The organism is Pseudomonas sp. B21-017, assembly GCF_024749245.1.
In the GTDB taxonomy this organism is placed as follows: Bacteria; Pseudomonadota; Gammaproteobacteria; order Pseudomonadales; family Pseudomonadaceae; genus Aquipseudomonas.
Window position 1 is genome coordinate 3,613,103 of the sequence record NZ_CP087194.1, and the last position, 16,180, is coordinate 3,629,282.

Consider the following 16,180-nt stretch of genomic DNA (forward strand, 5'->3'; position numbering starts at 1 on the left):
GTTGTGTTCACAACGCTCGCCGAGCCAGGATTTCCCCCATGCAAATCACAACCGACCTCTTGATCGTCAACCCGTGCGATGACGAAGAAGACAATCTGGCCATGCTCTGCTGCACCAGTGCCGAGGGCGAAATGTTCCTGATGAGCCGTTTTCCGGACGAGGACGAGCTGGAGATCATCTTCCACGACAAGCCTTCGGCCCTGGATGGCGTGAAAGTCACCCTCAGCCCTGACAGCCTGCTGATCGAAATCGCCGCCGTGGACGCCGATGCGCTGGATGGCAATGATTCGCTGGAAATCCTGCACAGTACCGATGCCAGCGATCTGGCTGAGGTGGAAGAAACCTTGCAGAACATCCTCAATGGGATTGGTACTTACATCAGCGAAATCTGATGGCGGTTTAGTGATCGTTCCCACACTCTGCGTGGGGATGCAGCCTGTGACGCTCTGCGTCACGATTTTAAAGCGGGACGCAGAGCGTCCGGTGATGCATTCCCACGCAGAGCGTGGGAACGAGCGTTAATCCGCACATTTCTACAAAATGCCGTTAGTCGGCGCCCCCCGCGATGGATTAAAGTAACGCCCCCAGCCCTGGCGTTATTCGAACGTCTTCGGTCACCCTTTCCAGGAACAGTCATCGATGGAACATCGTGAAGCGCTGCTCGCGCTGCGAACCTTTCTTTCAACGCAGATTCTCGGCCAGGAAAAACTCATCGAGCGCTTGCTCATCGCCTTGCTCGCCGACGGTCACATGCTGGTCGAGGGCGCCCCGGGGCTGGCCAAGACCAAGGCCATCAAAGAACTCGCCGAAGGCATCGAAGCACAGTTCCATCGCATCCAGTTCACCCCCGACCTGCTGCCGGCCGACATCACCGGCACGGAAATCTATCGCCCGGAAACCGGCAGCTTCGTGTTCCAGCAAGGCCCGATCTTCCATAACCTGGTGCTGGCGGACGAAATCAACCGTGCCCCGGCCAAGGTCCAGTCGGCCCTGCTCGAAGCCATGGGCGAACGCCAGGTCAGCGTCGGGCGCAGCACCTACGAGCTGTCGCCGCTGTTTCTGGTCATGGCCACGCAAAACCCCATCGAGCAGGAAGGCACCTACCCGTTGCCCGAAGCCCAGCTCGACCGGTTCCTGATGCACGTGAAAATCGGCTTCCCCGACGCCACCGTCGAACGACGGATTCTGCAACAGGCCCGTGGCGAAGCACTGCACGGCGAAACCAAACCTGAACGCCGGGTCAGCCAGCAGGCGATCTTCGCCGCGCGCAAGGAAATCCTCGGCTTGTACATGGCCGACGCCGTGGAGGAATACCTGGTGCAACTGGTCATGGCCACCCGGATCCCGGCCAAGTTCGACCCGGAAATGGCCGAATGGATCGCCTACGGCGCCAGTCCACGCGGCTCCATCGCCCTCGACCGTTGCGCCCGGGCGCATGCCTGGCTGGCCGGTCGCGACTTCGTCAGCCCCGAAGACATTCAGGCGGTGCTGTTCGATGTGTTGCGTCACCGCATCATTCTTTCCTTTGAAGCCGAAGCCGCTGGCATCGACCAGGACCGGGTGGTCCAGCGGATTCTCGACGTCGTAGCCGTCGCTTGACCCCGATGAACACCCTTCTGCCGCCCGAGCCGGGCATCCGCATCAGCCTCGCCGAGCTGATCGAGATGCGCCATCGTGTGCGCGAAGTGCAGCTGTTTTCCACGCCGAGCCAGCGCAGCCCGCTGATCGGCCTGCACCACTCCAAACTGCGCGGGCGCGGGGTGGACTTCGATCAGGTGCGGGTCTATCAGGCCGGCGATGATGTGCGCAGCATCGACTGGCGCGTCACCGCCCGGACCCAGGAACCGCACACCAAGCTGTTCCATGAGGAACGTGAGCGGCCGATCTTCATCATGGTCGAACAGAGCCGCCGGCTGTTTTTCGGCTCCGGGTTGATGTTCAAGTCGGTGCTGGCCGCCCAGGCCGCGAGCCTGATTGGCTGGGCCGCGCTGGGGCATAACGACCGGGTCGGCGGGCTGGTGTTCGGCGACAACGAGCATTACGAAATCAAGCCTCGACGCAGTAAGCAGAGCCTGCTGCAACTGCTCAACCGGCTGGTGCGGGTCAATCAATCGCTGCACACCGAGCGCGAACCGGACCGCGATGCCTTCGGCATTGCCCTGCGCCGCGCCCGGGAAGTGCTGCGCCCTGGCAGCCTGGTGATTGTGATCTGCGACGAACGCGCCTTGTCCGACAGTGCCGAGCAGCAACTGAGCCTGTTGTCGCGCCATTGCGACCTGTTGCTGCTGCCGGTGTCCGACCCGCTGGATCACGCCCTGCCCGCCGCCGGCCTGCTTCGTTTTGCCGAACACGGCGCGCAACTGGAACTCGACACCTTGAATTTCGACCTGCGCCAGGCCTATCGCGCCCAAGCGGAAGCACGCATCGCCCGCTGGGAGCTGCTGGCGCAGAAGCTGCGGGTGTTGCTGATGCCGTTGAGCACCCAAAGCGAAATGGTCGAGCAATTGCGTGAATACCTGAACCCACAACGTCCGGGGAAAGGTCGATGAGCAGCCTCGATCAACTGCAACCGCTGATTTCCCCGCCACCGATCGGCTTCTGGCCGCCGGCACCGGGCTGGTGGCTGCTGCTGTTGTTGCTGCCGCTGATCGGTTTCGGCGTATGGCAGTTGCGACGCTTCATTCCGGACAAGCGCCCTGTCGTGCGCGCCGAACAACCGCTGGACCCGGTGCGCCTCGCCGCCCTGGCCGAACTCGCACTGATGCCCAAACCCTACGACGGCGCCCCGGCCGGTGCCTGGCTGCAGCAACTCAACGGTTTGCTCAAACGCCTGTGCCGCAACCATTACCCCTACAGTCAGAGCCACACCCTCAACGGCCGCCAGTGGCTGGCGTTCCTCGACAACCGCTGCCCGGCTGCTGGCCTTACACGCTGGATGGTGCTGGTGGAAGGTGCCTACAAGCCCGAGTGCAAACTCGACGACAAGGCCATCGCCGGCCTGACTCAAGCCGTCGACACCTGGATTCGCAAACATGTTTGAGTTCGCCTGGCCGTGGATTTTCGCCCTGCTGCCGCTACCGTGGCTGATGCGGGTGCTGTTGCCAGTGGCCGACAGTGGCGAACCGGCGCTCAAGGTCAGCTTCCTCAGCGACCTCGAAGGCCTCGCTCGCCGCCGCGCCCGGGCCAACCTGCCGACCTGGCGCCAGCAAGCCCCGTTCATTCTGATGTGGCTATTGCTGCTGATCGCCGCGGCGCGCCCGCAATGGCTCGGCGAACCGCTACCGATTGCCGCCAGTGGCCGCGATTTGCTGGTGGCGGTGGACGTCTCCGGCTCAATGGACTTCCCCGACATGCAGTGGCAGGACGAAGACGTCAGCCGACTGTCACTGGTGCAGCATTTGCTCGGTGATTTTCTCGAAAGTCGCGATGGCGACCGGGTCGGGTTGATCCTGTTCGGCAGCCAGGCCTATCTGCAAGCGCCGCTGACCTTCGACCGCCATACCGTGCGTGTCTGGCTCGACGAAGCGCGAATCGGTATTGCCGGCAAGAACACCGCCATCGGCGACGCCATCGGCCTGGCCCTCAAACGCCTGCGCCAACGCCCGGCACAAAGCCGCGTGCTGATTCTGGTCACCGACGGTGCCAACAATGGCGGCGAAATCGATCCGCTGACCGCCGCACGCCTGGCGGCGAATGAAGGCGTAAGAATCTACCCGATCGGCATCGGCGCCGACCCGGAACAAAGCGGCACCCTGGGCTTCCTGGGCATCAACCCGAGCCTGGACCTCGACGAGCCGGCCTTGAAAGCCATTGCCCAAGCCACCGGAGGCCAGTATTTCCGCGCCCGCGACGGCCAGGAATTGCAGGCGATCAAGACCACCCTCGACAAACTGGAACCGGTAGCCCAGCAACCTACGCAGGCCCGTCCGGCCCAGGCGTTGTATCACTGGCCTCTGGCAATGGCGCTGCTGTTGAGCATGCTGCTGGTGATCCGTGAGCGCTGGCCGGATAACCCGTTGCAACGTCTATTCACCAAGAAGCTGTTTACCAAAGAGCGGTTTCTGCATACGCAACTGCCCGACTGGCGTCAGCGCCTCAAACGCCTGCGTCTGCGGAGGCGCCGATGATCGCTCTCTGGCCGTACTGGTTCCGCCCTTGGTGGCTGTTATTGCTGCCGTTGCTGGGCTGGTTGCTCTGGCAACTCTGGCACCGGCAGAAGCGCGCGGGTCGCTGGCAAATGATTCTGCCACCGGCCTTCCATGCCGCCTTGCTCAGTGGTGGCAGCGGTCGCGAGAGCAAACTGCCGTGGGTCGCCCTGGGCCTGGCCTGGGTGCTGACCGTGCTGGCCCTGCTGGGGCCGAGCTGGCAACGCGTTGAGCAAACCGGCCAGAAACCCGCTGACCCGCTGGTGGTGTTGCTTGAGTTGACCCCGGAAATGCTCGCCGCAGACGTTGCGCCAAACCGGCTGGAACAGGCCCGGCGCAAACTGCTGGATCTGCTGCAAAACCGCAGCGACGCGCAGACCGCCATCGTCGTCTACGCCGGCAGCGCCCATACGCTGGTGCCACTGTCGGATGACCTGTCGACCAGCCGCAATCTTTTGGATGCGCTCAAGCCGTCGCTGATGCCCCAGGCCGGTCATCGCGCCGATCTGGCGGTGGCCAAGGCCCTGACGCTGCTGGATCAGGGAGCCCTTGGCCAGGGGCGGATCCTGCTGATCGGTTCGTCGCTGACGGAACACGAACGCCAAGGGATTCGTCAGGCGCTGGACGCCAAGTCCACACAATTTCTGATGCTCGGCATCGGTACCGCCGAAGGTGCGCCGGTCGCACAGGACGACGGCAGTTTCCTCAAGGACGATCAGGGCGCGATTCTGGTGCCGCATCTGGACGGCCCCAGCCTGAAAGCCTTTGCCAATGGCCTGGGTGGAGGTTACGCCCAGGCACGCCTGGACGATGCCGACCTGCGCGACCTCGGCCTGCTCGACGGCCCACGGGACCTGCGCAACGACGGCCAGACGTTACGCCTCGACACCTGGGCCGATCAGGGTTACTGGCTGCTGCTGCCGTTATTATTGCTGGCCGCCTGTGCCGGGCGTCGCGGCTGGCTGTTCTGCTTGCCGCTGCTGTTCCTGTTGCCGCAACCGAGTTATGCCTTCGATTTCGAAGACTTGTGGCTGCGGCCCGATCAGCAGGGTTTGCACTTGCTCAAACAAAAGCGCCCTGCCGAAGCCGCGCAGCATTTCGAAGACCCGCAATGGCAAGGTGTGGCGCTCTATGAAGCTGGCGACTACAGTGGCGCCGCCCAGCGGTTTGCCCAAGGCAACGACGCCCACGCCCACTACAATCGGGGTAACGCGCTGGCCAAAAGCGGCGAACTGGAAGCGGCGCTGGATGCTTATGAGCAAGCGCTGGAACTTCAGCCAGACCTGCGCCCGGCGCTGACCAACAAGGCACTGGTGGAAGCGCTGCTCAAGCAGAAAACCGCTACACCGCCCGTCGAGCCGGACAAAACCGCCGAGGGCGAAACCGAAACCATGCCTCAGGAACCGCCACCGGGCAGCGCCACCCAGCCGAGCGATGGCGAGCCGAAAACCGATGCCCAACAGGCCACGCCGGACGCCGAGCAGCCGCCCACGGCACCACCGCAACCGGGCGCCAATGAAGTTCCGGGCAGCGAATTGGGGGATGAACAAAGCACCACGCCACCACGGCGCCCCGCCAGCGACATGCTCGAAGGCGAACAGCAACAGGCGCTGGAGCAATGGTTGCGCAAGATCCCGGATGACCCCGGCGAACTGCTCCGGCGCAAATTCTGGTACGAACAGCAACAACATCAGGATCAGGGAAAAACTCGATGACCCGCTTCACCGCCTTCTTGCTTGCACTGCTTCTCTGGACCGCTCAGGCCCAGGCCGCGGAGCTGGTCGCCAGTGTCGATCGCAGTCGCCTGAATTCCGGGGAGACGGTCGAACTGACTCTGGAATCCAGCGACGTGACCCAGTTCGGCAAACCCGACCTGACTCCGCTGGAGCCGCAGTTCGAGGTGCGCGGTACCCGTCAGGTCAACCAACCGAACACCCTCAACGGCAACACTCAAGCGACCACCCGCTGGATCATCACCCTGCTGCCCCGGCAGAACGGCAGTGTGGTAATTCCGTCACTGCAACTGGGCGAGGCGCAGAGCCAACCGATTACCGTGCAGGTGATCGAAAGCGAAACCCAGGACAGCAGCAACACGCTAGCGCCGGTGTTCATCGAAGCCAGCCTCGACCAGAACAGCGTCTATGTGCAGGCTCAGGCGATCCTGACCTTGCGCATTTATCATTCGGTGTCGCTGTACGACGACAGCAGCCTGACCCCGTTGCAGATTCCCGATGCGCGCATCGAACAACTGGGCGAGTCGCGCACCTACGAGAAAGCCATCAACGGTTTGCGCCACGGCGTGATCGAAATGCGCTACGCGATCTACCCACAGCACAGCGGTGTATTGACCATTCCGGCGCAAGTGTTCAGTGCCACACTGGTCGATGCCCAACCGTCCCAGGACGGATCGCCCCAGGGGCCAAAACCGGGCAAATTGATGCGCGTCAGTTCCACCGAGATTCCGCTGACGGTCAAGGCCAAGCCCGGCAGTTATCCAGCCGATGTTCCCTGGCTACCGGCCCGCAGCCTGAGCCTGAGTGAAAGCTGGAGCCCGGAACCGGATCATGCTCAGGTCGGCGACTCGCTGACCCGCAGCCTGACCTTGAGCGCCGAAGGCCTCGCCAGCTCTCAACTGCCACCGTTGCCCGCCACCGAGATCAACGGCCTGCGGCGCTACCCGGATCAACCGGTGCTGAGCAACCAGAGCGGAGAGCGTGGCTTGGTCGGCAGTCGCGAGGACCGTGAAGCCCTGGTGCCGACCCGCACCGGCGACATCGACTTGCCGAGCGTTGAAGTGATCTGGTGGAACACCTTCGAGGATCATCTGGAACACACCAGCCTGCCGGCCCGCACGCTGCAAGTGGCGAGCAATCCGAGCCTGATCGTCGACACCCCGGCGAGCGGCCCGCTGGTGATGTCCGGCGCCAGCAACGAAGCCCTTTGGTGGTGGAAACTCAGTACGGCAATTCTGGCCTGCACCACCCTGCTAGGCTTCGGCCTCTGGTGGCGCGCCCGCTCGCAACCGGCAGTCCTGCGGGCAGCGCAGACCGGCCCGAGCCCACGCACGCTGCTCGACGACCTCAAACGCGCCTGCCAGGCCAACGACACCCACGCCACCCGCCAGGCCCTCGACGCCTGGGCCCGGCAACAACCGGAAACCCTGGCCGACATGGCCGCCCGCTTCGTGCCGCTGTCCGATGCCCTCGACGGCCTGAACGGCGCGCTCTACAGCGAAACCGGCCAGTACTGGCAAGGCGAAGAACTCTGGCGCGCCATCCGGGCGATCCCGACGGCCGAAGGGTTTCAAGGCGTGGTCGGCGACAGTGGGTTGCCGCCGCTTTATCCCAAATAATCACTGGACCTTGTGGCGAGGGAGCTTGTCGGATCGCCGCACCGTCCCGTTCGGCTGCGCAGCAGTCGCAAATGGCTGATGCGCCATACCGGAAGAAATGAGGGGTGTGGTTTTGGGGCTGCTTCGCAGCCCAGCGGGAGCAAGCTCCCTCGCCACAGGCCTTCGGCTCGATCAGATCCATCGCGCCATCCCAAGTATTTGCCAGTAAACTCTCCCCTCTTTAGCCGCCATCATTTCCCCCGCGGCCATCACCTTATTTTGTTGCGGAGTACGCCTTGCGTCTGTTCCACACCTCCGACTGGCACCTTGGGCAGAACCTGCACGGCCAGGAACGCGATTTCGAGCACGCCTGTTTTCTCGACTGGCTGCTGCGTCAGCTGAAGCTGGACCAGCCTGATGTGCTGCTGATTGCCGGCGATATCTTCGACACGGTCAACCCGCCGGTCAAAGCCCAGGAACGCCTCTACGATTTCATCGTCAGCGCCCACGAGCAGCAGCCCTTGCTGACCATCGTGATGATCGCCGGCAACCACGACTCCGGCTCGCGCATCGAACTGCCCGCGCCGTTGATGCGCCGCTTGCGCACTCACGCCCTGGGGCGCGTGCTGTGGCTGGATGACGGCCAACTGGATGCCGAACGCCTGTTGCTGCCGTTGCCGGATGCCAGCGGCGCAATCGCTGCCTGGTGCCTGGCGCTGCCGTTCCTGCGCCCCGCCGAAGTGACCGGCGCGCAGCTGGGTGACAACTATTTGCGCGGCATCGGCCAGGTTCACGAATGGCTGATTGAAGCGGCGAACGCCAAGCGCAAGCCGGGTCAGGCGCTGATCGCTATCAGCCATGCGCACATGGCCGGCGGTTCGGTGTCCGAGGACTCCGAGCGCAGCCTGATCATCGGCAACGCTGAAGCCCTGCCTGCCAGCCTGTTCGGGCCGAGCATCAGCTATGTCGCCCTCGGGCATTTGCACAAGCCGCAGAAGGTCAACGGCGAAGAACGCATCCGCTACAGCGGCTCGCCGATTCCGTTATCGTTCTCCGAGATCGGTTATCAGCATCAGATTCTCGACATCAAACTGGATGGCGAAACCCTGCTCAGCGTCGAACCGAAGCTCATTCCCCGACCAGTGAACCTGCAACGCCTCGGCCCCGCGCCGCTGGCGGAGATCCTGCTGCAACTGGCCGACCTGCCCAACATCGACCTGCTCGCCGACATCCAGCGCCAGCCGTGGCTGGAAGTGCGGGTGCGCCTCGATGAACCGCAACCGGACCTGCGCCATCAAGTGGAAACAGCCCTGCAAGGCAAAGCGGTACGGCTGGTGCGGATTGCCGCCGAATACGCCGGCAACGGCAGCCGCGACGGCGTCGAGGACGGCGCCACCTTGATCGAACTGGACCAACTGACGCCGCAGGAACTGTTCAGCCGCGCCTGGCAGGACAACTACGGCAGCGAGGTCGACGAGCAAACGCTCAGGGACTTCGCCGAGCTGCTGCAAGATGTGCAGATGGAGAGCGAGCAACCATGAAAATCCTCGCGATCCGCCTGAAAAACCTCGCTTCCCTGGCCGGGCCATTTGAAATCGACTTCACCGCCGAACCCTTGGCCAGTGCCGGCCTGTTTGCGATTACCGGGCCGACCGGCGCCGGCAAAAGCACCCTGCTCGATGCGCTGTGCCTGGCGCTGTTTGGCGCCGTGCCGCGGCTGAACAATACCGGCCGCGATGCCAAGGTTCCGGACGCTGATGGCGAAATCGGCACCGGCGACCCGCGGACCCTGCTGCGTCGTGGCACCGGCGAAGGTTATGCCGAAGTGGATTTCGTCGGCATCGACGGTCGCCGCTATCGCGCGCGCTGGGAGGCCAATCGCGCTCGGGAAAAGGCCGGCGGCAAGCTGCAAGCCAGTCGCCAGAGCCTGCGCGACATCGATCAGGATCAACTGCTGGCCAGCCAGAAAGGCGAATACAAGACTCAGCTCGAAACCGCGCTGGGCCTGAACTTCGAACAGTTCACCCGCGCCGTGTTGCTGGCCCAGAGCGAGTTCAGTGCATTCCTCAAGGCGGACGACAACGACCGTAGCGAACTGCTGGAAAAGCTCACCGACACCGCGCTCTACACCCGCCTCGGTCGCCGCGCCTTCGACAAGACCAAAGAAGCGCGCGAAGCCCACAAGCTGTTGCAGGACCAGGCCACCGGGGTCACGCCACTATCGCCTGAAGCCCGGGCCGAGCTTGATGAGCGCTTCAATGACGCGCAGCAGCAACTCAAGACCCAGCAGGCGCAGCTCAAGCAATTGGAGCTGCAACACACCTGGCTCAAGGACCTGCGCCAGTTGCAGGACGCGCAACAGAGCGCCACCGAGCAACTGCAATCCGCCCAACAACACTGGGACAGCCTGGCCAGCGAGCGCTTGAAGCTGACCCGTCTGGAGCAACTGGCCCCGCAACGGCACCAATTCGCGCGAAAGACCGAATTGACCACCCAGCTCACACCGCTGGCGGCACAGATTCAGCAGCATACCCAACAGCAAACCAAACTGAACGCGCGTCAGGCTCAGCTCGAACACAGCCTGAGCGCGGCGCAGTCGGCACTGGCCGCCGCACAAAGCCAACACAGCAACAGCGCGCCACTGCTGCGTCAGGCCTTCGAAGAGCAAAGCACCCTCGCCCGCCTGGTCAAGGACGCCAGTCTCAGCGCCGACCTCAAGCAGCAGGCGGAACTGGCCTGCACGCAGGGCCAAAGCACGATTCAGGGCTTGCTTGACCAGCAGAAACAGGTCGCAGAACGGTTGCAGCGTATCGCCGGTGAGCTTGAGCAGAGCACTCATCTGGCGCCACTGAGCGACGCCTGGAACGCCTACCGTGATCGTCTGCAACAACTGATGCTGATCGGCAATCGCCTGAACAAGGGCCAGTCCGAACTGGCCGGCCTGGAGCAAAACGCCACCCGCGCCGCCGAGGATCTGGCCACCCAGCGCCAGAGCCTTGAGCTGCTGTACAAAGAGGCCGGCGCCGAACCTGAAGCGGTGGCCGAGCAGATTCAGATCCTCGGCAGCCTGCTACAGGACAACCGCAAACAACTGCGGGCCATTGAAGAGCTGACGCGGCTGTGGGCCAGCCAGCAGGAACTGGACAAACGCGGCGCCGAGTTGCAGCAGCGCCAACTCGCCGCTCAGCAAGAGCGTGATCGTCTGACCCAGGACGGCGTGAAAACCAAAGCCGAATTGACCGTTGCCGAACAGACCCTGACCGTCACCCGCGAACTGCTGGAACGTCAGCGCCTGGCACGCAGTGCCAGCGTCGAAGAGCTGCGTGCACAACTGCTGGACGATCAGCCGTGCCCGGTTTGTGGCAGCCCGGACCATCCTTATCATCAGCCCGAAGCCTTGCTGCAAAGCCTCGGTCGGCACGATGAAAACGAACAGGCCAATGCCCAGAAAGCCGTTGACCTGCTCAAGGAAAAACTCACCGATCTGCGCGCCGAAGTCGGTGGCCTGATTGCTCAGCAAAAGGAATTGCTGCAACAGCAAGAACAACTCGCCACTCAGCAACAGAGCCTGGCACCGAGCCTGGAAGCGCACCCTCTGTCTGCTCAACTGTTGGCCCAGGACGCAGACAAACGCGATGCCTGGCTGACCCAACAAAGCAGCCAGTTGAACCAGAGCATCACCCAGGACGAACAGCGGCAAACCGCCCTGCTCACCCTGCAACAAGATGCCGCGCGACTGGCGCAACAACTGCGCAGCGCCGAAGCGGCGAACCAACAGGCGACACAACACCTGCTCAACCAGCAAAGGGAGTTGAGCAGCGATCGCCAACGCCTGGACGAAGAACTGAGTGCGTTCAGCAGCCTGCTGCCAGCCCAGACGCTGGAAGCCCTGCGCAATGAACCCGCCGCGACTTTCATGCAGCTCGACCAGCAGATCGCCCAGCGCCTGCAACAACTCGAACAGCAGCGCGATGAACTCGCTGAACAGCAACAACGCCTGCAGACGCTGGACAAAGAACAAGACCGCCAGCAGACCCGCACCCAGCAACTGGACGCCGCGCAGCAGCAGTTCAGCGCGTTGGCCGGGCAACAACAGGCTTGCCAGGAAAAACTGACGCAACTGCTGGGCGAACACGCCAGCGCCGAACAATGGCAACAGCAACTGGATCAGGCCGTCGAACAGGCGCGCAATGCCGAAGCGACGGCCAATCAGGAACTGCAAAGCGTGCGCACGGGGCTGGTGCAACTGGCCGCCGAACTCAAGGCGCAACAGGAACGTGCGCAAGCCCTGGAAAGCGAAGACCGCGAGCTCAGCAGCAAGATCGCCGACTGGCGCGCGCAGCATCCGGAGCTGGACGAAGGTGGGCTGGAAGCGCTGCTCGGTGTCAACGACCAACAGCTCAGCGAGCTGCGTCAACGATTGCAGCAAAGCGAACAAGACATCGCGCAAGCCAAGGTGCTGTTGCAGGAGCGGGATCAGCGCTTGCGCGATCATCAGGCGCAGCACAACGGCAACCTGGACGCCGGACAACTGGCCACGGCACTGGCCGAGCTGCAAAACCTGTTCGCCGCCAGCGAGCATCGCTGCGCTGAATTGCGCGCCGAACAAACCGAAGATCAGCGTCGACAAAACGCCAATCAGGCGCTGGCGCAGCAGATCGCCGACGCCTACGCCGAGTACCAGCGCTGGGCGCGCTTGAGTGCGCTGATCGGTTCGGCCACCGGCGACACCTTCCGCAAAATCGCCCAGGCCTACAACCTCGACCTGCTGGTGCATCACGCCAACGTCCAGTTACGGCAACTGGTGCGGCGCTATCGCCTGAAACGGGGCGGCAGCATGCTCGGGTTATTGGTGATGGACACCGAGATGGGCGATGAACTGCGCTCGGTGCATTCGCTGTCCGGCGGCGAGACGTTCCTGGTGTCGCTGGCGCTGGCGCTCGGTTTGGCATCGATGGCATCGAGCACGCTGAAAATCGAATCGCTGTTCATCGACGAAGGCTTCGGCAGCCTCGACCCCGAATCCCTGCAACTGGCCATGGACGCCCTCGACGGCCTGCAGGCGCAAGGACGCAAGGTCGCGGTGATTTCCCACGTACAGGAAATGCATGAACGGATTCCGGTGCAGATCCAGGTCCACCGTCAGGGCAACGGCCTGAGTACCCTGGAGGTGAAATGATCACGCTGTATTCGTTCCGCCGCTGCCCCTACGCCATGCGCGCTCGCATGGCCCTGCGTTATTCGGGGGTTGCGGTGAATATCGTCGAGGTCAGCCTCAAGGCCAAACCGGCCGAAATGCTCGCGCTGTCGAGCAAAGGCACGGTACCGGTGCTTAGCGTGGACGGCCGGGTGATCGATGAAAGCCTGGAAATCATGCGCTGGGCGCTGGCGCAGAACGATCCGCAGGACTGGCTTCTCAACGATGACCCTGTCGGGCAGCAATACATCGCCGGGCTGATCGAAGAAAACGATCAGGTGTTCAAGGTGCACCTCAATCGCTACAAATACGCCGAGCGTTATCCCGAGCAACCAATGACGTTTTATCGCGCCGAGGGCGAGGTGTTCTTGCGCAAGCTGGATCAATTGCTGGAGGGGCGCGCCTACTTGCTGGGCGAGCACCCGAGCCTGGCCGATGTCGCCTTGATGCCGTTCGTGCGGCAATTCGCCCATGTGGATCGCGAGTGGTTCGGGCAGACACCTTATGTGCGATTGCAGGACTGGTTGCAGCGCTTTCTGGAATCAGAGTTGTTCACATCAATAATGAAAAAATAGCGACCTCGTAGGAGCGAGGCTTGCCCGCGAAAGGGCCATAACATTCAACATTGATGTCGACTGACACACCGCTTTCGCGGGCAAGCCTCGCTCCTACAGGGAGATGGCGTTTCGGGGAATCAGGCCAACACCGAGCACATCCCCAACGCCGAGCAATCCACCTGGAATGGCCCGAAAAATTCGCCATTGGATTTGCTCGGCGGATTACCCACCAGCAACTCCAGCGCCTTGGCGGTCTGGATGTTGTGGGCGATGTTGTGGTTGCATTCGATGGCCCGTGCCACCGAGCCCGCCGAGCCCTGCCCGATCCCCAACAACGAAGCGCCATTGGTCATGAACGCCAGAAAGGCGATGACCCAGAGTCTGCGTCCTTTCATGCCCCTGCCACCCCCGCCAAGTCGACGTCATCAACCACCGCATGTTGAGCGCGGTGTTCGAACTGGATGCCGGGATAAGCGACCTGAATCGGTGCTTGAAGGCTGTGTTGCGATTGAGCCGAAAGGCTGACGACCAACACCATGGCCACGTAAAGACCAATGGCCAGGTAGGCGCCGTGTTTGGCAGAAGTGAGGATGGTGCTGGCCATGGTGATCTCCGTGGGCATGTTTCAGTGCCCACAGAATCGATCAAAAAACAGAAGATAACTAGCGACCTTTATGCATAGTAGCTATCAGTTTTATTGATCTTTAACCCAGCGCGTTTCAATCCTCGATAAAACTCATCAAGCGCTCACGGGCCGCGTCCGGCTCGTTGGGAACGGGCTGGGCAGCCGACAGAATCGGGGTGGAATAGAGAAACAGGAGAACCACTGCCAGACGCATCGCCATGCTGTCGATCCTTATTAGAGAAGGAGTCAAAAAATCAGCGTCAAATTTAAACACATGGCCATGTGATATCAAGCAATACATTGATGGCAATATGATGCTGTCGTAAATGCGTTATGCAGGAGCGACATCACTTCGGGGCTTTTCGACGCCTGTGGGCCGATCGGCAAGTGACTTCGCTCCTGCATAAAGGGTGCAGGGCTGACATTTCAGTGTTGGTTTTTGTGATCCAGCGCGGCGTAGAAGTTGGCGCTCTGTTGCAGGTATTTCTGGGTGTAGCTTTGGGTGTGGGATTTTTTGTCACTGATTTCAACGTTGGCGCTGGCAGGCAGAGCAACAGTGGCGGAAATAGCGGAAGCGGCGATAACAGAGAAGAGATTGAAGTTCATGGCGGTATCCTCGATTCAGTTGGCTTGCTTGCCCGGTTGGGCTGTGAAGCAAACTTAACTCCCGAGGGTCGGCGCCTTGAAATGCTTTGTAGCATTAGCCGATATCAGTCTCATTAATAGAAGGTTGCAGGCCCCATCAACCGGGGCCTGCGGCCTATTGACGCAGCAGGAACTTGAGATCGCTCGGGGCATCCATCGGCAGTTTTTGCACGGTTTTGCCCAACAGACCGGTCTTGGCGTCACGCTCGATGACGACAATCTGGTTGCTCTTCTGGTTGGCAATCAACACGAATTTGCCGCTCGGGTCGAGACTGAACTCGCGCGGGTGATCGCCGCCCACCGAGCGGCGCTGAAGCTCCTTGAGGTGGCCGGTTGCCGGGTCGATGGCGAACACCAGCAACTGATTGGCGGTGCCACGGTTACTGACGTAAAGGAACTTGCCATCGGCCGAGGCGTGAAGCGCAGCCGCGGCCTTGCCCGATGTGGGCAGCCCCGCCGCCAGATCGACCAACTGCGTTTGTTCGAGTTGGCCGTCCTTGTAATCGAACACCGCCACCTGCGCGCTCATTTCCATGGTCAGCCAGGCGTGCTTGCCATCGGCGCTGAACAGTAAATGTCGCGGCCCGCTGCCGGGGGGCAACGGGACGGACGCGGGTTTGGCGGCAGTCAACGGCAGTTCCGGATTGGCCTTGGGGTCGAAGCGATAGATAAAGATCTTGTCCGCGCCCAGGTCATTGGAAAACACGTATTGACCATCCGGCGAAGAGATCGCCGAATGCACGTGCGCTGACATCTGCCGCTCGGGGTCGATCCGGCTGGACGGATGACCGCTCATCTGCACGACGGGTTTCAGCTTGCCATCGGGGCTCACCGGTAACACCGCCAGGGTGCCGCCCGGGTCTTCAGCCACCGAGTAGTTGCTGACAAACAGATGGCTGGCATCACCGCTGATGCTCGAATGGGTCGGCTCGTTGCCCAGGGTTTGCACCTGGTTGATCAGGCTCAGTTCATGGGTTTTCGGATCGATTGCGTAACTGCTGACGCGCCCTACCGGATCGGCCTGCCCCGGGCCGTTTTCGTTGACCGCGAACAAGTGACGTTGATCCTTGGACACGGTCAGCCAGGACGGGTTGGCGCTCTTCACCACTTGCAGCGGCTTGGCATCGATCTGCCCGGTGCGGCTGTCGAAGTTAAGGCGATAAATCCCCTGGCTCTGGCCGGCGGTGTACGACCCCACCAGCAATTCGTAATTGTCGACCGACGCCGCCTGCACGCCCATCGCGCCGACGCTGCCGGCGATCAACAGTGGCCAGAAGTTACGCATCCTCATTCGTTTCATCCTCGTCATCCTGACCACCAAACGCTTCCATAGGTACCAGCCGGTGTTCACCGGAATCACCGGTGATGATCCAGCTCTTCAAATCGGGATCGAAAGTCGCTGCCTTGATCTGCGCCATGCTGAACTCCCAGCGCTTGAGCGCCCGACCGTCCATGCATTCGATGTGCAGGTTATCGTCTTCATCGAGAGAGAAGTCGAAAGCGTGCAGCCCGTCGATCTCCAGCATGTCGCAATGTTCGAGGGCGTTGAGCAAGGTGTCGTTTACGGCAGTCATGGCAGTCAATCTTTGAATGGGAAAGACGCAATGATAGCTCAATGCGGGAACGGACTGTGGCGAGGGGGCTTGCCCCCCGTTTGAGTGCGTAGCACTCACAAAATCT

General features: G+C 62.0%; 16 protein-coding genes. 10 read left to right on the forward strand and 6 right to left on the reverse strand.

The features are described from left to right. Nucleotides 1-38: 38 nt before the first annotated feature. From LOY28_RS16225 to LOY28_RS16270, 10 genes are all read left to right on the forward strand, one after another. On the forward strand, nt 39-392 hold the full coding sequence (locus tag LOY28_RS16225; protein ID WP_258612131.1) for a hypothetical protein: 354 nt from the start codon (nt 39-41) through the stop codon (nt 390-392). A 247-nt stretch (nt 393-639) separates the two neighbouring features. Continuing rightward, complete coding sequence (locus LOY28_RS16230; RefSeq protein WP_007941298.1) at nt 640-1,599, forward strand: MoxR family ATPase; 960 nt, start codon at nt 640-642, stop codon at nt 1,597-1,599. A gap of 5 nt (nt 1,600-1,604) precedes the next feature. Further along, nucleotides 1,605-2,549, forward strand: coding sequence for a DUF58 domain-containing protein (locus LOY28_RS16235; protein WP_019579297.1), 945 nt, complete (start codon nt 1,605-1,607; stop codon nt 2,547-2,549). Continuing rightward, nucleotides 2,546-3,040, forward strand: a complete 495-nt coding sequence (locus tag LOY28_RS16240) for a DUF4381 domain-containing protein (protein WP_019579298.1) — start codon at nt 2,546-2,548, stop codon at nt 3,038-3,040. Before LOY28_RS16235 ends, LOY28_RS16240 begins: the two co-directional genes overlap by 4 nt. Then, complete coding sequence (locus LOY28_RS16245) at nt 3,033-4,127, forward strand: VWA domain-containing protein (protein WP_258612132.1); 1,095 nt, start codon at nt 3,033-3,035, stop codon at nt 4,125-4,127. The genes LOY28_RS16240 and LOY28_RS16245 overlap by 8 nt, the downstream gene beginning before the upstream one ends. Then, nucleotides 4,124-5,860, forward strand: a complete 1,737-nt coding sequence (locus tag LOY28_RS16250; protein ID WP_018926164.1) for a tetratricopeptide repeat protein — start codon at nt 4,124-4,126, stop codon at nt 5,858-5,860. Before LOY28_RS16245 ends, LOY28_RS16250 begins: the two co-directional genes overlap by 4 nt. Further along, complete coding sequence (locus LOY28_RS16255) at nt 5,857-7,497, forward strand: BatD family protein (RefSeq protein ID WP_018926165.1); 1,641 nt, start codon at nt 5,857-5,859, stop codon at nt 7,495-7,497. Before LOY28_RS16250 ends, LOY28_RS16255 begins: the two co-directional genes overlap by 4 nt. Nucleotides 7,498-7,772: 275 nt before the next feature. After that, nucleotides 7,773-9,017: an exonuclease SbcCD subunit D C-terminal domain-containing protein gene (locus LOY28_RS16260; RefSeq protein ID WP_019650037.1), complete on the forward strand. Its 1,245-nt coding sequence runs from the start codon at nt 7,773-7,775 to the stop codon at nt 9,015-9,017. Beyond that, a complete protein-coding gene (locus tag LOY28_RS16265; RefSeq protein WP_258612133.1) occupies nt 9,014-12,655 on the forward strand; it encodes an AAA family ATPase in 3,642 nt (1,213 codons plus the stop codon). The genes LOY28_RS16260 and LOY28_RS16265 overlap by 4 nt, the downstream gene beginning before the upstream one ends. Then, nucleotides 12,652-13,248, forward strand: coding sequence for a glutathione S-transferase (locus tag LOY28_RS16270; RefSeq protein WP_258612134.1), 597 nt, complete (start codon nt 12,652-12,654; stop codon nt 13,246-13,248). Before LOY28_RS16265 ends, LOY28_RS16270 begins: the two co-directional genes overlap by 4 nt. 119 nt (nt 13,249-13,367) lie before the next feature. On the opposite strand, the gene LOY28_RS16275 is transcribed toward LOY28_RS16270, so the two are convergent. The 6 genes from LOY28_RS16275 to LOY28_RS16300 all read right to left on the reverse strand — a co-directional run bounded on the left by LOY28_RS16275 (nt 13,368) and on the right by LOY28_RS16300 (nt 16,074). After that, complete coding sequence (locus tag LOY28_RS16275) at nt 13,368-13,625, reverse strand: hypothetical protein (RefSeq protein ID WP_007941322.1); 258 nt, start codon at nt 13,623-13,625, stop codon at nt 13,368-13,370. Continuing rightward, complete coding sequence (locus LOY28_RS16280; protein ID WP_018926170.1) at nt 13,622-13,834, reverse strand: hypothetical protein; 213 nt, start codon at nt 13,832-13,834, stop codon at nt 13,622-13,624. The genes LOY28_RS16275 and LOY28_RS16280 overlap by 4 nt, the downstream gene beginning before the upstream one ends. A 115-nt stretch (nt 13,835-13,949) precedes the next feature. After that, nucleotides 13,950-14,075 (reverse strand): hypothetical protein, encoded by a 126-nt coding sequence (locus tag LOY28_RS16285; protein ID WP_007901166.1) that lies wholly within the window; start codon nt 14,073-14,075, stop codon nt 13,950-13,952. A 206-nt stretch (nt 14,076-14,281) separates the two neighbouring features. Then, the gene (locus tag LOY28_RS16290) at nt 14,282-14,461 is read right to left on the reverse strand and encodes a hypothetical protein (RefSeq protein WP_018926171.1); all 180 of its coding nucleotides are present in this window, start codon (nt 14,459-14,461) and stop codon (nt 14,282-14,284) included. A 154-nt stretch (nt 14,462-14,615) separates the two neighbouring features. After that, on the reverse strand, nt 14,616-15,785 hold the full coding sequence (locus tag LOY28_RS16295) for a lactonase family protein (protein ID WP_258614462.1): 1,170 nt from the start codon (nt 15,783-15,785) through the stop codon (nt 14,616-14,618). Beyond that, on the reverse strand, nt 15,778-16,074 hold the full coding sequence (locus LOY28_RS16300; RefSeq protein WP_018926173.1) for a DUF5629 family protein: 297 nt from the start codon (nt 16,072-16,074) through the stop codon (nt 15,778-15,780). The genes LOY28_RS16295 and LOY28_RS16300 overlap by 8 nt, the downstream gene beginning before the upstream one ends. Between the last annotated feature and the right edge of the window lie 106 nt (nt 16,075-16,180).